The organism is Pseudomonadales bacterium, from assembly GCA_041395945.1.
GTDB lineage: Bacteria > Pseudomonadota > Gammaproteobacteria > Pseudomonadales > Azotimanducaceae > SZUA-309.
In genome coordinates this window covers 325,603-346,919 of record JAWKZN010000001.1, presented here as the reverse complement: position 1 = coordinate 346,919, position 21,317 = coordinate 325,603, and the positions used below count along the sequence as shown (strand labels likewise).

General features: G+C 61.4%; 24 protein-coding genes. 14 read left to right on the top strand and 10 right to left on the bottom strand.

Going from position 1 to position 21,317, the window contains the following annotated elements; translation table 11 throughout:
* Positions 1 to 99 precede the first annotated feature (99 nt).
* The gene (gene lipA / locus R3E82_01640; protein ID MEZ5549570.1) at positions 100 to 1,101 is read left to right on the top strand and encodes a lipoyl synthase; all 1,002 of its coding nucleotides are present in this window, start codon (positions 100 to 102) and stop codon (positions 1,099 to 1,101) included.
* Here the strand turns inward: lipA and R3E82_01635 are convergent.
* Complete coding sequence (locus R3E82_01635; GenBank protein ID MEZ5549569.1) at positions 1,082 to 1,663, bottom strand: GNAT family N-acetyltransferase; 582 nt, start codon at positions 1,661 to 1,663, stop codon at positions 1,082 to 1,084. The two genes, lipA and R3E82_01635, sit on opposite strands and share 20 nt — an antisense overlap.
* A 33-nt stretch (positions 1,664 to 1,696) precedes the next feature.
* Here R3E82_01635 and R3E82_01630 point away from each other — a divergent pair, with 33 nt between their 5' ends.
* The 5 genes from R3E82_01630 (at position 1,697) to R3E82_01610 (ending at position 7,578) form a co-directional block, all read left to right on the top strand.
* A complete protein-coding gene (locus R3E82_01630) occupies positions 1,697 to 3,055 on the top strand; it encodes a leucyl aminopeptidase family protein (GenBank protein MEZ5549568.1) in 1,359 nt (452 codons plus the stop codon).
* Positions 3,052 to 3,459: a phosphoribosyl-AMP cyclohydrolase gene (hisI, locus tag R3E82_01625; protein ID MEZ5549567.1), complete on the top strand. Its 408-nt coding sequence runs from the start codon at positions 3,052 to 3,054 to the stop codon at positions 3,457 to 3,459. The genes R3E82_01630 and hisI overlap by 4 nt, the downstream gene beginning before the upstream one ends.
* Before the next feature lie 69 nt (positions 3,460 to 3,528).
* Positions 3,529 to 4,938, top strand: a complete 1,410-nt coding sequence (cysS, locus tag R3E82_01620) for a cysteine--tRNA ligase (protein ID MEZ5549566.1) — start codon at positions 3,529 to 3,531, stop codon at positions 4,936 to 4,938.
* Positions 4,935 to 6,140 carry an NAD(P)/FAD-dependent oxidoreductase gene (locus tag R3E82_01615; GenBank protein MEZ5549565.1) on the top strand — a complete coding sequence of 402 codons (1,206 nt, stop codon included), beginning with the start codon at positions 4,935 to 4,937 and terminating at the stop codon, positions 6,138 to 6,140. Before cysS ends, R3E82_01615 begins: the two co-directional genes overlap by 4 nt.
* Before the next feature lies 1 nt (position 6,141).
* Complete coding sequence (locus tag R3E82_01610; GenBank protein MEZ5549564.1) at positions 6,142 to 7,578, top strand: M20/M25/M40 family metallo-hydrolase; 1,437 nt, start codon at positions 6,142 to 6,144, stop codon at positions 7,576 to 7,578.
* 44 nt (positions 7,579 to 7,622) lie between these two features.
* Here R3E82_01610 and R3E82_01605 read toward each other — a convergent pair whose 3' ends face one another.
* Entirely contained in the window at positions 7,623 to 8,213 is a 591-nt protein-coding gene (locus R3E82_01605; GenBank protein ID MEZ5549563.1) for an HNH endonuclease, read from the bottom strand.
* A gap of 130 nt (positions 8,214 to 8,343) precedes the next feature.
* Here R3E82_01605 and R3E82_01600 point away from each other — a divergent pair, with 130 nt between their 5' ends.
* On the top strand, positions 8,344 to 8,550 hold the full coding sequence (locus R3E82_01600; GenBank protein ID MEZ5549562.1) for a hypothetical protein: 207 nt from the start codon (positions 8,344 to 8,346) through the stop codon (positions 8,548 to 8,550).
* Positions 8,551 to 8,607: 57 nt separating this feature from the next.
* Here R3E82_01600 and R3E82_01595 read toward each other — a convergent pair whose 3' ends face one another.
* Genes R3E82_01595 through R3E82_01580 form a run of 4 tightly spaced genes read right to left on the bottom strand, consistent with a single transcriptional unit; the run spans position 8,608 to position 11,508 of the window.
* Entirely contained in the window at positions 8,608 to 9,279 is a 672-nt protein-coding gene (locus tag R3E82_01595) for a glutathione S-transferase family protein (GenBank protein ID MEZ5549561.1), read from the bottom strand.
* On the bottom strand, positions 9,276 to 10,280 hold the full coding sequence (gene rarD / locus R3E82_01590) for an EamA family transporter RarD (GenBank protein ID MEZ5549560.1): 1,005 nt from the start codon (positions 10,278 to 10,280) through the stop codon (positions 9,276 to 9,278). The genes R3E82_01595 and rarD overlap by 4 nt, the downstream gene beginning before the upstream one ends.
* A gap of 39 nt (positions 10,281 to 10,319) precedes the next feature.
* Positions 10,320 to 11,087, bottom strand: coding sequence for a hydroxyacylglutathione hydrolase (gene gloB, locus R3E82_01585; GenBank protein ID MEZ5549559.1), 768 nt, complete (start codon positions 11,085 to 11,087; stop codon positions 10,320 to 10,322).
* Between the two features lie 52 nt (positions 11,088 to 11,139).
* A complete protein-coding gene (locus R3E82_01580; protein MEZ5549558.1) occupies positions 11,140 to 11,508 on the bottom strand; it encodes a hypothetical protein in 369 nt (122 codons plus the stop codon).
* Positions 11,509 to 11,573: 65 nt separating this feature from the next.
* Between R3E82_01580 and R3E82_01575 the strand changes: the two genes are divergently transcribed.
* Positions 11,574 to 12,449 carry an acyl-CoA thioesterase II gene (locus R3E82_01575; protein MEZ5549557.1) on the top strand — a complete coding sequence of 292 codons (876 nt, stop codon included), beginning with the start codon at positions 11,574 to 11,576 and terminating at the stop codon, positions 12,447 to 12,449.
* A 20-nt stretch (positions 12,450 to 12,469) separates the two neighbouring features.
* On the opposite strand, the gene R3E82_01570 is transcribed toward R3E82_01575, so the two are convergent.
* A complete protein-coding gene (locus tag R3E82_01570; protein MEZ5549556.1) occupies positions 12,470 to 12,949 on the bottom strand; it encodes a peroxiredoxin in 480 nt (159 codons plus the stop codon).
* A gap of 63 nt (positions 12,950 to 13,012) precedes the next feature.
* Entirely contained in the window at positions 13,013 to 13,678 is a 666-nt protein-coding gene (locus R3E82_01565; GenBank protein ID MEZ5549555.1) for a CoA pyrophosphatase, read from the bottom strand.
* A gap of 62 nt (positions 13,679 to 13,740) precedes the next feature.
* Between R3E82_01565 and R3E82_01560 the strand changes: the two genes are divergently transcribed.
* Positions 13,741 to 14,676, top strand: coding sequence for a DMT family transporter (locus tag R3E82_01560; protein ID MEZ5549554.1), 936 nt, complete (start codon positions 13,741 to 13,743; stop codon positions 14,674 to 14,676).
* Between the two features lie 96 nt (positions 14,677 to 14,772).
* Complete coding sequence (locus R3E82_01555; GenBank protein MEZ5549553.1) at positions 14,773 to 15,423, top strand: hypothetical protein; 651 nt, start codon at positions 14,773 to 14,775, stop codon at positions 15,421 to 15,423.
* An 87-nt stretch (positions 15,424 to 15,510) separates the two neighbouring features.
* On the opposite strand, the gene R3E82_01550 is transcribed toward R3E82_01555, so the two are convergent.
* Together R3E82_01550 and R3E82_01545 are read right to left on the bottom strand one after the other, a co-directional pair.
* Positions 15,511 to 16,299 carry an enoyl-CoA hydratase-related protein gene (locus tag R3E82_01550; protein ID MEZ5549552.1) on the bottom strand — a complete coding sequence of 263 codons (789 nt, stop codon included), beginning with the start codon at positions 16,297 to 16,299 and terminating at the stop codon, positions 15,511 to 15,513.
* A 7-nt stretch (positions 16,300 to 16,306) separates the two neighbouring features.
* Positions 16,307 to 16,930, bottom strand: a complete 624-nt coding sequence (locus tag R3E82_01545; GenBank protein ID MEZ5549551.1) for a TetR/AcrR family transcriptional regulator — start codon at positions 16,928 to 16,930, stop codon at positions 16,307 to 16,309.
* Between the two features lie 151 nt (positions 16,931 to 17,081).
* Here R3E82_01545 and R3E82_01540 point away from each other — a divergent pair, with 151 nt between their 5' ends.
* The 4 genes from R3E82_01540 (at position 17,082) to R3E82_01525 (ending at position 21,296) form a co-directional block, all read left to right on the top strand.
* Positions 17,082 to 18,248, top strand: a complete 1,167-nt coding sequence (locus R3E82_01540; protein MEZ5549550.1) for an acyl-CoA dehydrogenase family protein — start codon at positions 17,082 to 17,084, stop codon at positions 18,246 to 18,248.
* Between the two features lie 83 nt (positions 18,249 to 18,331).
* On the top strand, positions 18,332 to 19,459 hold the full coding sequence (locus tag R3E82_01535) for an acyl-CoA dehydrogenase family protein (protein ID MEZ5549549.1): 1,128 nt from the start codon (positions 18,332 to 18,334) through the stop codon (positions 19,457 to 19,459).
* 14 nt (positions 19,460 to 19,473) lie between these two features.
* Positions 19,474 to 20,295 (top strand): peptidylprolyl isomerase, encoded by an 822-nt coding sequence (locus tag R3E82_01530; protein ID MEZ5549548.1) that lies wholly within the window; start codon positions 19,474 to 19,476, stop codon positions 20,293 to 20,295.
* Positions 20,292 to 21,296, top strand: coding sequence for a HupE/UreJ family protein (locus tag R3E82_01525; GenBank protein ID MEZ5549547.1), 1,005 nt, complete (start codon positions 20,292 to 20,294; stop codon positions 21,294 to 21,296). Before R3E82_01530 ends, R3E82_01525 begins: the two co-directional genes overlap by 4 nt.
* Positions 21,297 to 21,317 lie beyond the last annotated feature (21 nt).

Sequence of the window (21,317 nt, the reverse complement as noted above, 5' to 3'; positions counted from 1 at the left end):
TCCAGGTCCGCCTTAGAAGGTGTATGCATTCGATTCGAGCGATCTGCCGTTCCATCCCCAGATCTCACTTCCGTCGAACCTACCTGCTAAACTCCCGAAATGCCCAAATGCCCCACCACGCCCACCAGCGGCAGCAAATTCCGCACCGAATCCGGTGTACATGCCATCCGTGACGGGGTGAAAGCCAATGCCAACAGCCAGCTTCCCGGCGGCCGCAAGCCACCGTGGTTACGCGTGCGCATTGCCGGCGGGGAGAAATACGAATCTGTGCGTGCCACGGTCCGACGCCATTCCCTGGCCACTGTCTGCGAAGAGTCTCACTGTCCGAATATCGGCGAATGCTGGAGTGCCGGGACGGCCACCATCATGCTGATGGGATCCGTGTGTACGAGGGCCTGTCAGTTCTGCTCGGTGGACACTGGAAATCCCCGGGGGCGGCTCGACCCTCAGGAACCGGATCACGCCGCCGAGTCAGTGCGGCTGATGCAGCTGAAATATGTGGTCATCACTTCAGTGGACCGCGACGATCTGGCCGATGGGGGTGCCGCCCACTACGCTGCCTGCGTGCGTGCGATCAAGGCACGCAATCCCGCGACTGCCGTGGAAGCGCTGACCCCGGATTTCAACGGCGATCAGGATGCCGTGCGCCTGGTGGCGACATCGGGACTGGATGTATTCGCGCAGAACCTCGAAACCGTGGAACGATTGACCCACCCGGTACGTGACCCGAGAGCCGGCTACAGGCAGACGCTGAATGTGCTGCGCCATGCCAAACAGGTCGCCCCGGGGGTGCTGACCAAGTCCAGCCTCATGCTCGGGCTGGGTGAGACGGAAGCCGAACTCCTGGCCGCGATGGACGATCTGCGTGCTCAGGATGTGGACGTCCTCACCCTGGGTCAGTATCTGCGCCCTACTCCCAACCATCTGCCCGTGCAGCGCTGGGTACCTCCGGAAGACTTCGATCGCTATCGGCATCTGGGTCTGGAAAAAGGCTTCATCGAAGTCGCGTCCGGTCCTCTGGTGCGTTCGAGCTATAGAGCGGATCGGGTACTCGCGCGAGACAACCTGGGCATCGAACTGATCAGCGTGAAACCGGTGTGAGCTTCCGCCGCGGATAAGCGCCCGGCCAGGGTTCGAGGGGGTGGTCGGGGAGTTGTTCCCTGTGCTGCTGCGTATCGAAGAGCCGGAAGCCCCGGGCCTGGTAGTTGCCCAGTGCCGCGGGGTGGTCGAGGGAGCAGGTGTGCAGCCACACCCGTTTGCCACCCAGCGACCAGGCAGTCCGGACCGCATCGCTCAGCAGCGCACCCCCCATGCCCCGACCGATGAAGCGGGGCAGCAGCCCGAAGTAGCGGATTTCGACTGCGGCCTCGGCCTGCTCCTCGAGTTCAAAATACCCCGCCGGAGTGCCGCGCACATAGGCAATCCAGGTCGAAACCTGGGGGCGCGACAGATCTTCGAGCCACTGGGCATAGGTCCAGTTCAGCCGCATATACCAGGTCCAGTCCGCGCCCACACTGGCGTAAAGGAATCGATTCAGTTCCGGCTGCGGGATCTCCGAGCGAATCAGTTCATAGGGCAGAGCGCTGGGTCCAGCAGCGGTAAACTGCTCAGGGTCGCTGAGTTCGAGGTGCCAGATGGTGACCGTGCCTTCCATCTGCGCCATGATAGTGCATTCATTTTCAGCGATCGACGCACCATGGCCCTGATCAGCGAAGCCACGACGACTCCGACCCCCATTCAACTGGTGCGGACATCCGATCTCAGCGCGTGGCGGGAAAGCCAGTCGAGCGCTGCGACGGCCTGGCTGCAGCGTCAGCAGTTCAAGGCGGAGGCCGGTCAGTTTGCCTGGTTGCCGGACAGTGCAGACCAGCCCGCCAGTCTGGTGGTCGGCTGGGACGGCAAGGACAATCTGAGCACACTCGGTGGGCTGCCCTTTCTGCTGCCGGAAGGCGAGTACCGGATAGAACAGCCCCTCAGCGCGCTGCAACTGCTCGGCTGGGGTCTGGGTGCCTACCGCTTTGACCGCTACCGGTCCGGTCCGAGGGAACCCGCCCGCCTGCTGATACCCGCGGATCAGAACGCAGACGATCTCGCCAACACGGTTGCCGCGGTCACCCTAGTGCGCGATCTGATCAATCTGTCGGCGGAAGATCTCAAGCCCAGTGCGCTCGCCGAAGCGGCCCAGCAGCTGGCCGACACCCACGGCGCCCAGTGCACGCTCACGGTAGGCGATGAACTGCTCGAGAAAGGTTACGGCGCCATCCACGCCGTGGGGCGCGCCGCAGACGATGCACCGCGACTGATCGATTTCAGCTGGGGCAAATCCGAACATCCGCGTATCACCCTGATCGGCAAAGGGGTGTGCTTCGACAGTGGCGGTCTGGATCTGAAACCGGCGAACAACATGCGCACCATGAAGAAAGACATGGGAGGTGCCGCTCAGGTACTCGGTCTTGCGCAGATGATCATGTCCGCGGACCTGCCGGTGCGGCTGCGGGTGCTGATACCGGCTGTCGAAAACGCAATCTCCGGAAATGCCTTTCGTCCCGGTGACGTGCTGCAGACCTACAAGGGCATCACAGTTGAAGTCGATAACACCGACGCGGAAGGGCGCCTGGTGTTGTGCGACGCCCTGGCCATTGCGGCTGAAGACAAGCCCGCGCTCGTCGTCGACTTCGCCACCCTCACGGGTGCCGCCCGCTCCGCGGTAGGCGCGGAAGTCGCCGCGATGTTCTGCAACGATGACAAACTGGCCAGTGAGCTCAGCGAACTGGGCGCAGCTGTCGATGATGCGCTGTGGCGACTGCCCCTGCATCAGCCCTACGGCTACCTTCTGGAAAGCAAGGTGGCCGATTGTGTGAACTCCACGGGCACGCCTTTCGCAGGGGCGATCACTGCCGCGCTGTTCCTGGAAAAGTTCATCGGTGAACACCCCTGGGTGCATTTCGACATCATGGCCTTCAATACCCGGGCGCGCCCGGGACGGCCGGAAGGTGGCGAAGCGATGGCGGTACGCGCGGTTTTCGAGTATCTGCGCAAGCGGTACCCGGTGTGAGCCTGTTCAAATCGCTGGAGTCTGCCACCCTCGGCGCGGAAACGCCGCTCAAGGACGTCCTCGATGCGCTGCGTTTCGACTCCGGCGGGCTGTTACCGGCAATTGCCCAGTGCGCCACAAGCGGCGCAGTACTGATGCTCGCGTGGATGGATCGCACCGCCATTGAGCGCACGCTGAACGAAGGCTACGTGTGCTACTGGTCCCGGAGCCGCCAGGCCTACTGGCGCAAGGGTGAGACCTCGGGCCATCTCCAGGCGCTGAAGGAAATGCGCTTCGACTGCGATGGCGACGCGGTGCTGCTGATCGTGGAGCAGACGGGTCCGGCCTGTCACACGAACCGCCAGAACTGCTTCTACCTGAGCGTCAGCGAGCAGGTCGTACGGGTGACCGCAGTTCCGGCCTGACTTATACTCACGCCGCCTCCCGCGCAGGTATGCGCACTCCGTCATTCCCAGCCAGCAGCGAACAGTCTCATGGACATCCATCTCCACAACACCCGCTCCGGACGCAAAGAACGCTTCGAGCCCATGGATCCGGAACGGGTGACGATGTATGTGTGCGGACCCACCGTGTACAGCTTCGTGCATATCGGCAATGGACGGCCAGCGGTGGTCTTCGACGTGCTCTACCGGCTGCTCCTGCGTCTTTATCCCCGGGTCGACTATGCACGCAATGTCACTGACATCGACGACAAGATCAACGCTGCTGCCCGGGCCAACGGTGAACAGATCGATGTACTCGCCGACCGCTTCACCCGCGCCTACCGGGAAGACATCGACGCACTGCTGGTATTGCCACCCACGGTCGAGCCCCTGGCCACGCACCACATTGCAGAAATACAGGCGATGATTCAGCTGCTGATCGATAAGGGGCATGCCTACGCAGCGGACGGTCACGTGCTGTTCGACGTGCCTTCGGATCCCTCCTACGGCAGTCTGTCGCATCGATCCCTGGAAGACATGATCGACGGCGCCCGGGTCGAAGTTGCGCCCTATAAGAAAGACCCGAAAGATTTCGTGTTGTGGAAACCATCCGCACCGGACGTACCGGGATGGGACAGCCCCTGGGGACGCGGACGACCTGGCTGGCACATCGAGTGCTCGGCCATGATCAGCCGGCATCTGGGTCCGGTGATCGACATACATGGTGGCGGGTCCGACCTCACCTTCCCGCATCATGAAAATGAAGCTGCCCAGAGCCGTTGTGCACTCAATGCCGGCAACGGAGAGTTCGTCCGCTACTGGCTGCATAACGGCATGCTCACCATGGGCCAGGAGAAGATGTCCAAGTCGCTGGGCAACATCGTGACCATCCGCGATCTGCGCCGGACGTACCCGGGTGAAGTGCTGCGTTATGCGCTGCTCAGTGCCCAGTACCGTTCTCCGCTGGCGTGGTCCATGGACCTGCTGGATCAGGCCCGTGCCAGCCTCGACCGGCTCTATGGCGCCCTGCGCGACGCAGGCATGGAGGAAGTTGCCAGCCGGTTTGCCGATGCTCCGATCGAGGAATTTCCGCAGAAGGTGCTCGAAACGCTCTGCGACGATCTCAATACACCCCAGGCATTCGCCGCTCTCCATGAGATCGCAGGCGCAATGAACCGCACAGACGATAACCAGCAGCAGCGCGCCCTGGGCGAACGCCTGCTGGCCGGTGGCTGGCTGCTCGGCATACTCAATTCGAAACCTTCCGAGTACTTTCAGCGCGACAGCAGTCTGGACACGGCAACCATCGAAGCCCGGATCGAAGCCCGCAACACCGCCCGACGCAATCGGGACTTTGCCGGTGCAGATCGTATCCGCGATGAGTTGCTCGCCGCTGGAATCGAACTGGAAGACGGTCGCGACGGCACCCGCTGGAAGGTGATCACCAGAAGCGAGCGATGAGCGAAGTTCCGAATCCCGCTATCAGTGTCGGCATCATCGGCACAGACCCGGCCGCCCTGACCCTTGCCCTCGCCTGCCGGCTGCATGGACTGTCCTGCCATCTCTACGAAACGATCCCGGAGCCTGCCCAAATCGATCCTGTGGTCGAACTCACCGCCAATGCCACCCGGGTTCTGCATTCTCTGGGGCTGCGTGAACGGCTTGCGTCCGAACTGCTCGAGCCCATGTACAGCCTCACCCGCACCGCCCGCGGCGCGCTGCTGCTGAGTCAACGACCTCTCGGTCCTTTCTCCGCCGCCCGCTATGGCGCCACCTGCCATCTCACATCCCGCGGCCAGCTGATCCGGCTGCTGCGCAACGCCTGCGAAGCAGAAGGAGTGATCATCAGGCCTGCCGGCACACCCATCACCACCATCGACGATAAAACCGGCACGCTGCGCTTCGCTGATGGCACTGTTCAGGAACACGACATCATCGCCCAGGCGGTGCGCCTGCCGTCTTCGATTCAGACGGACTTTCCGGACAGCCGCAATGCCTCTGCAGCCGGGGAAGCACCGCCGTCGAGCACTCCAGGCGCAGCGTTTACCGTGTTACGGGCCAACAGCAGCCATCCCGGGAATCCGCAGGCGGTGCAGATCTGGTGTGCTTCCGGTATGGGCGTGATCGAGTATCCGCGGGAATCCGGTTGTCAGCTGCTGGCGGTATTTTCCGGCGCTTCAGAAAACAGCAATGGCAAAGCCTTCCTGCAGGATCGACTCGCCGGGCTGCATCCGCAACTGCGGAAACTGGCCGACGGCCTCCTCGAGGTCAGTCCGATGACGGGATGCAACTCGGAACCGCTGTCACAGTGGTTCAATCACAGACGCGTACTGCTGGGTGATGCCTGTCATCCCCTGCCCGCCCATGCGACACAGGCCATCGCTGCCGGAATCGAGGATGCCTGGGTGCTCGCCACCATGCTGGAACGCTGGGAGTCCACGCCGGCGCGCGGTTTCCCCGACTACCAGCGCTTCCGGCGCCCCCGGGTGCTCAGAATTCGCAACCATGCCCTGGAACAGGCGCGGCAGCAGACCCTCTCTCAGCCGCGGGAGGTATGGTTGCGCAACTTCCGCTGGAGCATGACCAGCCGTTTTCTGCCTGAGATCGCCATGTCGAATGACGACTGGCTGTTCGGATATGACTGCATAAAAGGATTCGTCTGACATGAGCATTCCCGTTTTTGATCAGAGCGCCATCGCAGCTTTCACTGAAAACAGCTGGGAGACTTCCATACTTCCCACCCTGTGTGACTACATCCGGATCCCCAACAAATCACCCATGTTCGATCCGGACTGGTCCGCCAGCGGTCATATGCACAGGGCCATCCGGCTGCTGGACGGCTGGACGAAGAGCCTGTCGATTCCGGGCATGACCACGCGCATCGTGGAACTGCCGGGGCGCACCCCGCTGCTCCTGTGCGAGATTCCGGGGACTGTGGAGAGCGATACCTGTGTACTGCTTTACGGCCATTATGACAAACAGCCCGAGTTCGATGGCTGGGAAGCCGGTCTCACCCCCTGGGAACCGGTGCTGCGCGACGGACGACTCTACGGTCGCGGCGGCGCTGACGACGGCTATGCGCTGTTTGCATCCCTCACCGCCATTGCTGCCCTGGCAGAGCAGGACATCCCCTACGCACGCTGCGTGGTGCTGATCGAAGGCTGCGAAGAAAGTGGCAGCTTCGATCTGCCGCACTATGTGAGCGCACTGACTGAAGAGATCGGCCATCCGGATCTGGTGATCTGTCTCGATGCCGAGTGCGGTAACTACGAACAGCTCTGGACCACGACCTCGTTGCGCGGCATGTTACCGGGTAATCTGACGGTGCGGGTTCTTGAGGAAGGTCAGCACTCCGGAGCCGCCGGAGGCATTGTGCCGTCGAGCTTCCGGATTCTGAGAAATCTGCTGGACCGTATCGAAGACAGCACCACCGGCGCACTGCATGCAGCACTGCAGGTCGATATTCCCGCCGGTGTGCGTGCTGAACTTGAGCGGGTCGCTCAGGTACTGGGACCGGAAGTCATACACCGTTACCCCTGGGCTGGCGATACCCGGCCCGAAAGCGACGACACCGTGGAACTGCTGATGAACAACGCCTGGCGACCGAGTCTCGCAACCGTCGGTCTCGGCGGCGCTCCATCCCCAGGCAACGCCGGGAATACACTGCGTCCGGCAACTACCGCGCGGCTGGTGTTCCGGCTGCCCCCGTCCCTGGATGCGGCGACAGCCGCGGCGGCCGTAAAACAGGAGTTCGAACGGGATCCGCCCCACGGCGCTCAGGTCACGTTCGAAGTCGATACACCCCAGACCGGCTGGTGTGCGCCGGGACTTGCCGCCTGGCTGGAGCAGGCGCAGAACGACGCGTCGCAGCTCTGGTTCGGCAAGCCTGCGATGCGCATGGGGATGGGCGGCACCATTCCCTTCATGAAAATGCTGGGTGAATCCTATCCCGGTGTTCAGTTCATGGTGACAGGCGTGCTCGGTCCGAAATCGAATGCACACGGTCCCAATGAGTTCCTTGAGATCCGCACCGCAAAACGACTGACCGGGTGTGTAGCGCTGGTACTGGCGCGGCACGCGCAGCAGCACGGTCGCCAGTAAGGACGCGGCTGTCTGATCAGAGCCTCCCCTGCCTGGGGCGACGATTACTGAAGCAGGCGGCTGTTGGCTCCGAAACTGCGCCTTAAGAACTCCATCTGGTCACCCAGAATACGGCCGCTGTTGGTCAGCGCCAGATACTCGGCGAAATTGGGCACGTAAGGCAGCGCGAGCAGTTCCACGCTGCACTCTTCGAGCAGGCGATTGCCCTTGTAGTGATTACAGCGCTTACAGGCGGCGACCACATTGTCCCAGCTGTCCCGCCCACCCCGGGAAGTGGGCAGCACATGGTCCCGGGTCAGGTCGCCATCAGCAAAGGCTCCACCGCAGTAGAGGCAGACATTGAGATCACGGCGGAACAGCGCCTCATTGGTCAGTGGCGGGATACCCCGGGAGGGATGCACGACTTTGCCGTCGCAGGCCACAATGGCATGGATGTCCATCTGGGACTGGCAGCTGTCGATCCGCGAATGCCCGCCGCGAATGCGCAACACCGCATCACCCAGGGTCCATACCACGATCTCCCGTGCGTAGAGGCATACGGCATCCTGCCAGCTGATCCAGTCGATCGGCTGGCCGGAAATATTGAGCCGCAGAATCCGCGGCACACGATCAAAGTCTGCAACGGTCGCAACCATGGGTCACCCTCGCGAAGCCGCCGGTATCATGAACAATCAGCTGTGAGTATTCAATGCGGTGAAAGTGCCATCCACCGTGACGGAGTTTCCGGTTTTTGACTATTCGCGCGGAGATGGGCAGAGTGCGCCGATGCAAATTCGTACCCTGCTGATTCTGTTACTGGCGACCGCTCTCTGTCTGGGTGGCTGCTCGTCAAAAAAGGCCATTGGCGGACAGTTCAGCCGCAGTCCGGAAATGTGGTTCTGCCAGCCGGACGCCACAGGGAAGGACTGGGACTGTGCGGATGATCCGGCAGCAGCCCAGGCCATCGAGCACGGTTCCCTGCGCAGTCCCTGAGCGAACAGGCTGCAGCGAGCATTGCGATCGCGCAGCCGGAATGCTCATGACGCGCCGCTAACGGCGGACGCTTCCCGAGGAATCCGCCAGCTTCGTAGCAGGGTCGATTGCGCGATAGCTCGACCGTCCGCGCAGACGTTCCAGATACGCTCCGCAGCGGGGGAATTCTCCCAGTTCCATGCCGTCCACCTGCAGGACCATGGCGAGCGCCATGAAGGGCACATCGGCGAGACTGAAATCTCCCGCCAGGTATCCCTGCTGACTCAATTCCATTTCCAGAAAGGGGAAGATCTGCTCACGCAATCCGGCCCTGCCGCGCTCCATGGCCTCGGCGTCCCGCTGATCCTGTGGTGACCACCACGGCATCCAGATCATCGGCAGAAATCGGGACAGCACACCCTCGTCACCGTAGTTCTCGAGTGCTCTTGCCCGTGCGCGCAGGAGCGGTTCAGCCGGCAGCAGGGGCGGTTGCGGATAGGCGTCGTTGAGGTACTCGTTGATCACTGTGGAGTCGTAGATCGTGTGCCTGTCGTCTTCGATCCAGGGCACCTTGCCCAGGGGGTGTCTGGCGAGCACGCTGGGTACTTTTTTCCAGACATCGCCCGGTCGCACCAGCTCAATCCGATAATCGAGACCCTTCTCTTCGAGCACGACTTTGGTTTTACTGCCATTGGTCGAGCGCAGCGTACCGTAGGGGTACTCCCGCTCCATGGTGTAGAGCACAATCATCGCATTTCCCTCTCAATCATTGCTTTCCCCCTCATCTGCTTCGCGTCCACCTCGTCTGACTCTTCTCCCTTCAAGCAAACACTTCCGGCAATCGCCTGTGTTCGCCTTCGGAGCCTGAACTGACGATACAGGCCCTCACCCGAGAAGAGCAGCAGCGCCAGCCAGATGCAAGCAAAGGTGACCGCCTGACTGGGGCGGAAGGGCTCATGATAGACAAATACCGCCAGCAGCAGGGTCAGTGTCGGTGCGAGATACTGGAAAAAGCCGAGCACCACCAGGGGCATCCGCATCGCAGCAGCGGCAAAACAAGCGAGCGGAATGACCGTAATCAGTCCGCCAAGGCCCAGAAGTCCGATTTCCGCCGGCATGGCTCTGAACAGCGTACCTTCGCCGGTGAACGCCTGGAGAACCAGATAGCCCAGCGCCAGTGGCAGCAGCAGGCTGGTCTCCACGCCGAGGCCGATGATCGAATCCACCGCCAGCTTTTTCCGCACCAGTCCGTAGAGTCCGAAAGTGCCGGCAAGTGTCAGGCCCACCCAGGGCAGACTGCCCAGGCTCACCACTTCATTCAGCACCCCGGCGCCGGCCAGCAATACTGCGACCGTCTGCCAGATCCGCAACCGCTCACCCAGAAACAGCATACCCAGCAGCACATTAACCAGCGGGTTGATGTAATAGCCCAGGCTCGTCTCCAGCATCCGTTCATTGAGCAGTGCCCAGACGAACACACACCAGTTGATGGATATCAGAGCGCCGCTTACCCCCAGCCAGCCGATCCTCGACCAGGGCAGATGGCGCAGAGCGTAGAACTGCCGGCGCACCAGGACCACACCGAGGAGGATCAGCACCGACCAGACGATGCGATGGGCGATGATCTCGAAGGGTGTGGCGAACCCGACCAGCTTGAAGTAAACCGGTGCTATTCCCCAGATGCCGTAAGCGGCCAGGGCATAAGGCGCACCGGATCCTGCGAACTGCCCACCGGCACGGTTATCGGACATGACTACACAATATGGGCAGCGTGCACTGAATATTGTGCGCTAGAAATGATCCTTGCGACGACGGGTTTCCGCGAAGACCTCGACCAGTGGCGCGCCCACCAGACCCAGGCTCTTCTGCAGGCCGGCGCTGTCGGGACGCAGAAAGGGGTTCGTGGCTTTTTCCTCCGCCAGGGTCATGGGGACCGTAGGCAAACCCCGTGCCCGCATTTCGTCAATCTTCTTTGAGCGAGCCACCAGGAGCGCATTGTCCGGCTCCACTGACAGGGCAAATTTCGCGTTCGACTGAGTGTACTCGTGGGCGCAGTACAGGGTGGTGTCGTCCGGCAGGCGCATCAGCTTCTGCAGGCTGTCCCACATCTGCCCGGGTGAGCCTTCGAACAGGCGGCCACAACCCAGTGCGAAGATGGTGTCGCCCACAAAAGCCACCTTGTCGGATTCGAAGTAATAGGCGATGTGTCCGGTGGTGTGCCCCGGCACAGCCAGTACCTTCGCCTCGGTGGTACCGAATGCAAACCGCTCACCGTCCACTACCTGCCTGTCGATGCCCGGTATCCTTGCTGCATCGTTTGCAGCACCCGTGATGGTGCACTTCCACTGGGCCTTCAGTGCTTCGTTGCCACCCGCGTGATCCGCGTGGTGATGCGTGTTGAAGATATCGGTGAGTGTCCAGCCCTTGTCCTTAAGGGCTGCATTGATGGCCTTCACATCCGGCGTGTCAATCACAGCAGTGACCCCGGCTGCCGCATCGTGCAGGAGAAAACCGTAGTTGTCCGTCAGACAGGGAAACATATGTATTTCAAGACTCATGCGTTGCTCCTGAGTGAGCCGAATGGCGCTCTGGCAGTGGACACAACCACCTTCAGGCCTGTTGAGGATCGTCGTCCAGCGGAATAAAGAGACAGGTCCGCGGCTCTCCGGCCACCGCACGGCTGATGTGCCCCTGGCCGGTGGTGTCTTCTGCGAGCAGGATGCCGCCGGGGCCAATGCGGCGGACGCTGCCATCGCCTGTTTCGATGTCCACAGCGCCGGTCAGGTTGATCACGAACTGGCGCCTCGGTGCCGTATGAAAATCCAGGGCATAGTCGCCGTCCACTTCCCGGAACAGCACACCGTTCGCCGGCCATCTGGCGGATATGCGTCCGAACGCACCCTGGGCCTGAAGATCGATTTCAAAATCTTCGAAATGGGAGCGACCGTCGGGCCCTGTGTAGACACGTACTGCTTTCATGGTGGGTTAAGATACCAGCTTTGCCGCCTTTAGCCGGCATGGATTGCAAAAAGTGAACCGGGCAAGTGAATAAAGTACTCAAGGAAATCGTCGAACTGATCGACGTGGAACCCATCGAAACCAACCTGTACCGGGGCCAGAATCACCAGACCGAGCACGTATTCGGCGGGCAGGTGCTCGCCCAGGCGCTTGCTGCCGCTTACCGCACGGTGGACGAATCCCACTCGCTGCACTCCCTGCATGCTTATTTTCTCCGCCCAGGCGACTGGAAAGTGCCCATTCTCTATGAGGTGGACCGCATACGGGACGGGCGCAGCTTCACCACCCGGCGTGTGGTCGCCATTCAGCACGGCCGGGCGATCTTCGATATGGCCCTGTCCTGGCACAAGCTCGAACCGGGCCCGTCCCACGCCCTGCCGATGCCCGATGTCCCGCCTCCGGAAGCACTGCGGGGCGACAGGGAAACATTCAAGGCCCATGCGATCGATCAGCCTGAACTGAAACGCTTTGCTTTCCGTTTCGAAGCCATCGACTCACGGCAGATCGAGCGAATTCCGATGACCGACAACAGCGCGCACCCGCCCTACAAGCACACCTGGCTGAAGGCCCGGGATGCCCTCCCGGACGATCCCGAGGTCCATCTGGCGCTGCTCGCCTACATGTCGGATCTCGATTTCATGAGCACTTCCATGCTGCCCCACGGACGTAACGGCCTGCGCGGCAACATACGGGGCGCAAGCCTCGATCATTCGCTGTGGTTCCACAGGCCATTCCGGGCCGATGAGTGGCTGCTTTTCGCAAAGGAGTCCCCGAACGCCGGAGGCGCCCGGGGTTTCGTGAGAGGCCACTTTTTCAATCGTCAGGGTGAACTGGTGGTCACGGCGGCCCAGGAATGCCTGATCAGGCCGGTCAACCCGGCCATCCGGAACACCGGTGACTGAACCCTGGCCCCGCCCGCCCCTCAGAGTGCGGCGAGCATCGCCTCCGCCTTGCTGACCTCGAGCTTCCCGGGCGCCTCGACGGCAAGTTTGGTCACTTTGCCATCATCGACGATCATCGCGTAGCGCTGTGAACGCTTGCCCAGGCCAAAACCGCTGCCGTCCATTTCCAGGCCGACCGCGGTGGTGAATTCGCCGTTGCCATCCCCCACCATGAGGATCTGCTCGGCGTTCTGATCCTTACCCCAGCTGTCCATCACAAAGGCATCGTTAACCGACAGGCAGACGATGCTGTCGACACCTTTGGCCTTGATCGCATCCGCGTTGACCACAAATCCGGGCAGGTGAGCCTGGGAGCAGGTCGGCGTGAAGGCGCCGGGCAGCGCGAACACCACGACCTTCTTACCGGCAAACAGCTCAGCGGTGGTTACCGGCGTGGGCTTGCCGTCCTTCATCATGAACATCTTTGCGTCGGGGAGTTTGTCCCCTTCTTTGATAGCCATAGCTTATAAATCCTTCCTTGATGTACTGCGGACCACGCAGTGTGGAGAAACCCCCGACAGGGGTCAACGCCAGGCGAAGCGTGGCTGTTCGTAATGGGCAACCCGGGTGTGTCGCTCGAGCAGACACACCTCCCGGAACTGATACAGCAGCGCTGCGGTGGGTGCCGCAATATGATCGTCCCCCACCGGCATCCGCAGCACCGGATGCGCACTGGTGTTCTGATCGCTGAGCAGTGGTGCGTCGGAGCGCAGTAATTCGGTCAGCGGTATGCGATGGATTGAAGCCACCTCATCGGGATTCGGAGAGGCCTCACGCACGCTGCCACCCCAGACCACGACCGGGGTCATCACGAACCCGGAACGGGTGACGAAATCGTCCAGGCACCCCAGCACCTGCTGATCGCCGAGGCGCACGCCGACCTCCTCCTCCAGCTCCCGCAACGCTGTCTGCACCGGTGTCTCACCAGGATCCAGACGACCGCCGGGAAACGCCCACTGTCCGGCATGCTTGCGCAGGGAGGCTGCACGGCGGGTCAGCAGCAGAGCAGGTTGCGCCTGCCACTCACCGTGCGCAGGCAGGCCCGGCAGATCTGCACCGAATCCTTCATCGACAAGCACAATCGCTACCGCAGCATGGTGCGCATCATCGACAGCCGAACGTTTGAACGGAAATGCTGCGAGCCGCGCCCGGATATCGGCAGACAGCGAGGCATTCATGGAGAGCTTCATCGTTACAGACTGCCAAATCCTGCGCTGGGGCTCAATCAGACTCTCCGCTACAGTGTGGTGCCATGAACTCCGAACGACAGGCCGTTCTCTTCGCCCTGGGCGCCGTATGCCTGTGGTCTACCGTGGCCACCGGCTTCAAGCTCGGACTTTCGGTTATGGATCCCGCCCAGCTGCTGTTCGCCGGCTCCCTGATTTCCTCCATCGTATTCATCATCGCCGCACTGCCTTCGGGTTGGCCGCGCCGGCATCTGTATCTGAAAGAGGCGGCACTGTTCGGCGCGATCAACCCGCTTGTCTACTACCTGGTGCTGTTCGAAGCCTATCAGAGACTGCCGGCTCAGATCGCCCAGCCGCTGAACTATACCTGGGCCATTGCGCTTGCACTGCTCGCCGTGCCGCTGCTCGGTCAGCGGCTCTCCCTGCGGGCCGCTGCGGGCATCCTGCTCAGCTACTCGGGTGTGCTGATACTGCTCTCCCGCGGACGGATCGATACCTTACCCGGGCTCGACTGGTTCGGTGTGGCACTGGCACTGCTCAGCACACTGCTGTGGGCCGGCTACTGGCTGCTCAACGCACGTTCCACCACGCCACCGGCGGCGTTCATGGCCTCCAGTTTCATTCTGGCTACCCCCGTGCTGGGACTGTACTGTCTGTTCAGCGCCGGTCTGCCACCCTTGAATAGCGAAACCCTCTTCTATGGTGCCTGGGTGGGACTGGTCGAAATGGGCATCACCTTTCTTCTCTGGCAGCGGGCACTGCGGCTGACCAGACACGCTGGCCGGATCAGCCAACTGATATTTCTCTCGCCTTTCCTCTCTCTGCTGCTGATCGATGCGGTACTGGAGGAGACGGTTCATCCATCCTCCTGGGTGGGACTGGCCGTGATCGTGTCTGGTCTGCTCGTCGCAGGCAGAGTGAAGCCTGAGTTGCCCGCCGTCACGAAACGCGCGACCATCGCGCAGCCGCTGACCCTTCGGCGTCCCGCCGGGCGGGAATGAGTTCATCAGTAGGTGAAGTTCCCGGTTGGCATGCACTGCGCCTGACTACACACTGGGCGGCGACCGCAGAAAACGGTGAAGCCAAGGAAGCACAACTTGCAAGAAGCACAATTTTTCGCCCAGAGCCGATCGATGGCAGCCATGCCGCAATGGCGCTTCGTGTCCAGGCTTGCCTGGCTGTTGTTGCCGGTGCTGACCCTGTTCAGCAGTATCACCCTGGCAGAGCGCTCCGCCGAACGGGGTGCCTACATGGTGGAACTGCTGGGCTGCGCCCGCTGCCATACGGAAGGGCTTCTGACCGGGGACGCAGCCGAAGGGCCTCACCTGGCCGGATCCCGAATCGGCATTGCCTACACCGCTTATAACGAACAGCAGGATCTGCCCGGGGTGGTCTTTCCGAGCAATCTCACATCGGATCCTGAAACCGGGCTGGGTAAGTGGAGTCGTGCCGAAATCATCGCCGCGCTGGCCCGGGGGATCAGCAAAGGCGGACACGAGCGGCTGACAGTGATGCCCTGGATCAATTACGGTGCTGTCAAGACCCGGGACCTGGAAGCCATGGCCGACTACCTGATGACACTGCCGCCGGTAAAGCGTCCGATTCCCGACCCGGTACCCGCGGGGGTACCGAGCCGTGAAGACTACGTGCGATTCGGCACTTACCGGTTCACGCCTCACTGGCACCTGGGCACAGATCCGGACAGTTCCGCCGGGGCAGATCAGAGCCCGGGAGATCTGGATCCCTGAAAGCCGCTGTGTCTGACACAACAGTCACAGCCAGACAACAGCCACGGTCAGGAAATTTCCGAAGCCCGGGACGTCGGCCGTCCGTGTTCAGCGGCCTTTGAAACCAGGCTTACGTTTGCTCAGGAATGCGTCGATACCCTCCCGGCCATCCGCGGAGATGGATAGATCGGCGATCGCCCGACCTTCGAGTTCCATCTGTGATTCCAGGCCCTGCTCGAAGGTGCCATTGAGCAGGCGCTTGACAGCCGCGAAAGCGAGGGTGGGACCCTCGGCAAGTTGCCGGGCAAGAGCGCCTGCGGTTGCGGCAACCTGATCGTCCGCCACCACCTGATTGACCACGCCCCAGTCCAGCGCCTCAGCAGCACTCAGGACCCTGTTGGTAAGCATGAGCTCCCGGGTGCGGCGATCGCCGATCTTGCGGGGCATGTAGTAGGTCGAACTGCCATCCGGAGACAGTCCGGCCCGGGTATAGGCCATGGTGAAAACTGCCCTTTCCGCCGCAACGGCCAGGTCACAGGCCATCACCAGGGAAAAACCCGCACCGGCGGCGGTCCCGTTCACCGCCGCGATCACCGGCGCCCGTGATCGGGCAAGCCGCGACAGGCCGACATGCAGGTCGCTCGCCATCTCCATGAGCAGATGCCGGGCACCATCACCCGCCGCAGCAAATGCACCAAGATCACCACCCGCACAGAACATGCGGCCGGTGGAGGCGATCAGCACAGCGCGGATATCCGGATTGTCGTCGCACAGCAGCGCCGCCTGGGAAAACTCCTTCGCCATGAGTGGTGACATGGCATTCGCCGCCTCCGGTCGATTGAGGGTAATCGTGGCGACCCCGGCCGTGATATCAAACAACAGCGTTGCGAATTTCATGATGCCTTCATCTCCCCGGATTTTTTTCGGCCCCGGGACCTTGTACCGCAACCCAGGCGGCGTCGGCAAACAGCGCTTTCACCTTGCGCGGTGAATTGGGATGGTGGCCGGACAGCCAGCGCCGCACGTACTCCTGAATCGGCCCGCTGATCAACGGTACATAGGTATGCAGGGGCAGACGCCGCATCTCTCCCCGCTCAACGTAGGGTGCAAACCATTCGAAAACACTGCGGATGTAATCCTGGTGCATCTGCTGGAGTCTGCGACGGGCGTCCTGCGAAAAATCGATGTCCCGGGAGTGCAGATAGCGGGCAAGATTCCGGTTGCGCGTGCACCACTCGCAGTAGTGTTCCACTACCGCCCGCACACTCTGTTCTGCATTCCCGCAGCGCCGCAGTTTACGCAACATGCCCTGATTGAGCCGGTCAATGCCTTCCAGAAAGAGTTCCTCCGCGATCCCTTCCTTGCTGCCGAAATGGTGGTAGAGGCTGCCAATACTGCATTCCGCGCGCTTCTGGATATGCTGAACTGTGGTGCCTTCGAGGCCGTATTCGGAAAAACAGTCCAGCGCGGCATCCAGCACGCTTTTTCTGCGGGCTCTGGTGGCATCCTGTCGGGGCGATTCGCGCATGCTCAAGCATCCTAGTCCGATTCACCCGGTCCGTAAACGATTAGAACAGCATTCTAGTTATTCGTTAGAATATTGTTCTAGTAACTGTTCGGGATTCTGTATTAAGCTCCCGGGAACCTCTGATCCATGAATCGACATCAGGACACCAGCAATGGATATCGACCTCAGCACCGAAGACCAGAAATTCAGGGATGACGTCCGCGCATTTCTGTCTGACAACGCCTACAAACCGGGCACCGATTACAACGAATGGCGGATGGGCTGGTTTGCCAAGGCCAGGGCCAAAGGCGGCTGGGATGTGCCGAAATGGCCGACGGAATTCGGCGGTCCGGGCTGGACACCCACCCAGCATTACATCTGGGAAAAGGAAACTGCGGTCGCCACCCTGCCCTTTGATCTGCCCTTCGGCCTCAGCATGCTGGCCCCGGTGCTCATGGGCTATGGCAGCAAAGAACAGCAGGAGCGTTTCCTCCCGGACATACGGGCACGAAAGGTCAACTGGTGTCAGGGCTACTCCGAGCCGGGTGCAGGTTCCGATCTGGCATCTCTGAAAACCAAGGCAGTCCTGTCCGAAGACGGCACGCATTATGTAGTCAACGGCACCAAAATCTGGACCACGCTTGCCCACATGGCCGACTGGATCTTCTGCCTCACCCGCACGGATGATTCCGGCATCAAGCAGGAAGGCATCACGTTTCTGCTGTTTCCGATGAAGCAGGAAGGCGTCGAGGTGAAGCCCATCATCACCCTGGGCGGGTCGCACACGGTGAATACGGTATTTCTGAGCGACGTCAAAGTCCCGGTGGAAAATCGAGTTGGTGAAGAAGGCAAAGGCTGGACCTATGCCAAAGGCCTGCTGCAGCATGAGCGCACCGGACTCGCCGGCATCTCCCGCTCCATCGTTGCGCTCGAAGGACTCAAAGCTCACGCGCGCAGTGTGAAGCGGGGCAATGGATCACTGCTGGACGATCCCGCCTTCAGTTCCCGGATCGCGGAGCTCGAAGTCGACCTCATGGCGACCGAATACACCGAACTGCGGAGCCTTGCCAGCGCATCCGCGGGTGCCGCCCCCGGCCCGGAATCTTCGATCCTCAAGCTCAAAGGCACAGAGATCCAGCAGCGCATTCAGAAGCTCACCGTGGAAGCCGGCGGCATTTTTTCCGCTGCCTGGGGTGGTCGTTCAAGCGGCCCCAGCTTTGCGAGGAGCGGCATGAGCGGGTATCTGTCCAGTCGCGCCTACACCATTTACGGTGGCGCCAGCGAGGTGCAGAAAGATGTGATCGCCAAGAACGTGCTCGGAATCAAGAAGTCGAGCTGAACCCGGCGGCGCACCACACCGGACACCTTAAGTTTCCTACATAGTATTGGCGCGGGAGTGGATCCGGCGCCCGGAGATCCGAGATGAATTTTGAACTGACCGAAGAACAGCAGCTGCTCAAAGACAGCGTCGAGCGATTTGTCAGAGACAACTACGAACTGGAAAAGCGCCGTAAAATCTCGGCCGCCGATCCGGGTTTTTCCACCGACTACTGGAAACAGATCGCCGGGCTGGGCTGGCTCGGCATGCCTTTCTCCGAGGCGGACGGCGGTTTCGGCGGGAATCAGATCGATACCATGGTGATCATGGAGCAGGTGGGCAGAGGTCTGATGCTCGAACCTTTCTTTGCCAGCATCGTGCTGGGCGGCAGCGTGATGCGCAACGCCGCAAGCGCTGATCAGAAGGCGCGGATCCTGCCCGGCGTGATCGATGGTACAGCACAACTCACTCTGGCCTATGCCGAAGAGCAGGCCCGATTCGATCTCCACGACATTACTACCACCGCTCGCGCAGACGCCGGCGGCTATGTGATCAACGGTCGCAAGTGCATGGTCGCCAACGCAGCCACTGCCAGCCACATCATTGTTTCCACCCGCACCAGCGGTGGTCAGATCGATGAAAAGGGTATCTCCCTGTTTCTGGTGGAGGCGGGTGCAGCGGGACTTGAGCTGCAGAATTTTCCGACGGTGGACGGGCTGCGCGCATCCGAAGTAACCTTCAAGGACGTGCGGGTCGAAGCCGGTGCGCTGCTGGGTAAACTGGACCAGGGCTTTCCGGTGCTGGAGATGGCAGCCGCGGACGGTATTCTGGCGCTGTCTGCAGAAGCGGTAGGCGCCATGGAAGTTCTCTACAAGGACACTGTGGAATACACCCAGCAGCGGGTACAGTTTGATCACCCGCTCTCGGAATTTCAGGTGCTCCAGCACCGCATGGTGGACATGTTCATGGAGTACGAGCAGTGTAAATCGCTGCTGTTCCGGGCGACTCTGGAAACGGTCAGTGGCGGCAGCAGGACCGCGCAGCGCACAATCCATGCGCTCAAACACCTGATCGGAAAGTGCGGAATCCGCATCGGTGAAGATGCGGTGCAGATGCACGGCGGTATGGGCATGACTGAGGAACTGCGTATCGGCCATTATTTCAAGCGGCTGCTGGTGATTGACGCCCAGTTCGGCAACGCGGCCCATCATCTGCAGAAATTCGCGGCCTGATTACGCAACTTCAGATGAAGAAGTGGTATGCCGATCCGCTGGTGATCTTCCTCCTGATCGGCGCGGTCATTTTCCTGCTCGATCGCGCCAGCGGAGGCTTCGGCGAAGATGCTGCCACGTTCATCGAAATCACCCCGGCCCTGCACAAACGCCTGGCTGATCAGTGGCAGGCTCAGATGGGGCGGCCGGCTTCTGCAGAGGAAACCCGGTCGCTGATTGAGCAGTGGATCCGCGAGGAAATCTACTACCGGGAAGCCATGGCGCTCGGACTCGATCGCAACGACACCATCATCCGCCGCCGGCTGGCCCAGAAGCTCAATTTCCTCACCGAAGACATGGCGGACGCGGCAGAGCCGACCGCAGAAGAACTGCACCGCTACTTCGAAGCCCGCGCCGAAAGTTTCCGCGAACCGGCACGCTTCGGATTCGAACACCGTTACTTCAGCGCTGACCGCCGCAAGGATGCGCAGGCAGACGCACAAGCCGCGTTGCAGGACGAGTCCCAGGCGGGTGATCCTTTCATACTGCAGAAGAGCTACGCAGGGCGCAGCGAGCGTGAAATAGCCGATCTGTTCGGACGGTCCTTCGCAGAGGCGCTGCAGTCGCTGCTCCCCGTCAGCGAAGCCTGGCGTGGACCGATTCAATCCGCCTACGGCTGGCATCTGGTACGGCTGACACAATACAGCCCGACTCACGTGCCTGAATTCAGCAGCGTCGCCGACAAAGTGCTCGAGGAGTTACGACTCGAAAGACGCCGGGAGGCCAACGAAGCGCTGTTTGCAGACCTGCGCGCGAAGTACGAGATCCGGGATCTGACGGTTTCCCCAGGCCCGTGAACGGACGTCCACATCCAGGCCCGGTACCCGGCCGCTGGCAGGGCTGCCTGTTACTTGTTCTGGTCGCATTGACCGGCACCACACAGGCACACGAGGTCAGACCCGCTTACCTCGAAATCGAACAGGTCTCCGCGCTCGAGTATCGGGTGCTCTGGAAGCAACCGCTGCTCGGCGACCGCCGCCTGCCAATCGATCCCGTGCTGCCTGAATCCTGCACCACCGGAGACGTCCAGCTTCCCGAAAATACCGGCACCGCGCTGATCGAGCGCTGGTCGGTGGCATGCGATCTCACCGGCGGTGCCGTACATATCGCCGGGCTGAGCCAGACACTGACCGATGTCATGGTGACCGTTCGTTATCTCGACGGCACCGCGCGCAGCGAACTTTTGCGTGCGGATGCACCCTCGCTGGGCCTCGGCGATCCGGCACCTCCTCTGGCGAGCTATCTGACTCTGGGGATTGAACATCTGCTTTCCGGGATCGACCATCTGCTCTTTGTAATCGGTCTGGTACTGCTGATCCGCGATCCCTGGATGCTGCTGAAAACCGTGACAGCATTTACGCTCGCCCACTCTCTCACCCTGGGCCTTTCAGTCCTCGGTCTCGTCACCCTCTCCCAGCGTCCGGTGGAAGCGGTGATCGCACTCTCCATTCTGTTTCTCGCCCGGGAACTGCTGATTGACGAATCCCGCCGTTCGGCCGTAATGCGGTTGCGGCCCTGGCTCATGGCCTTCATCTTCGGGCTGCTGCACGGTTTCGGTTTTGCTGGCGCACTGAGCGACATCGGCCTGCCCCGGAATCAGTTCGCCACCAGCCTGCTGCTTTTCAATCTGGGCATTGAGCTCGGCCAGCTGCTGGTGATCGCCGTTCTGCTCATCAGCGGCTGGCTGCTGCGTCGCGTCCCCGGGGTGCAGGAATCCATCGCGCGCCACGCCTTCACTTTCGTCATGGGTGCGATGGCCGCCTACTGGACCATCGACAGGGTGTGGCTGGTCCTGTGAGCGCCGAATTAGATACACTGC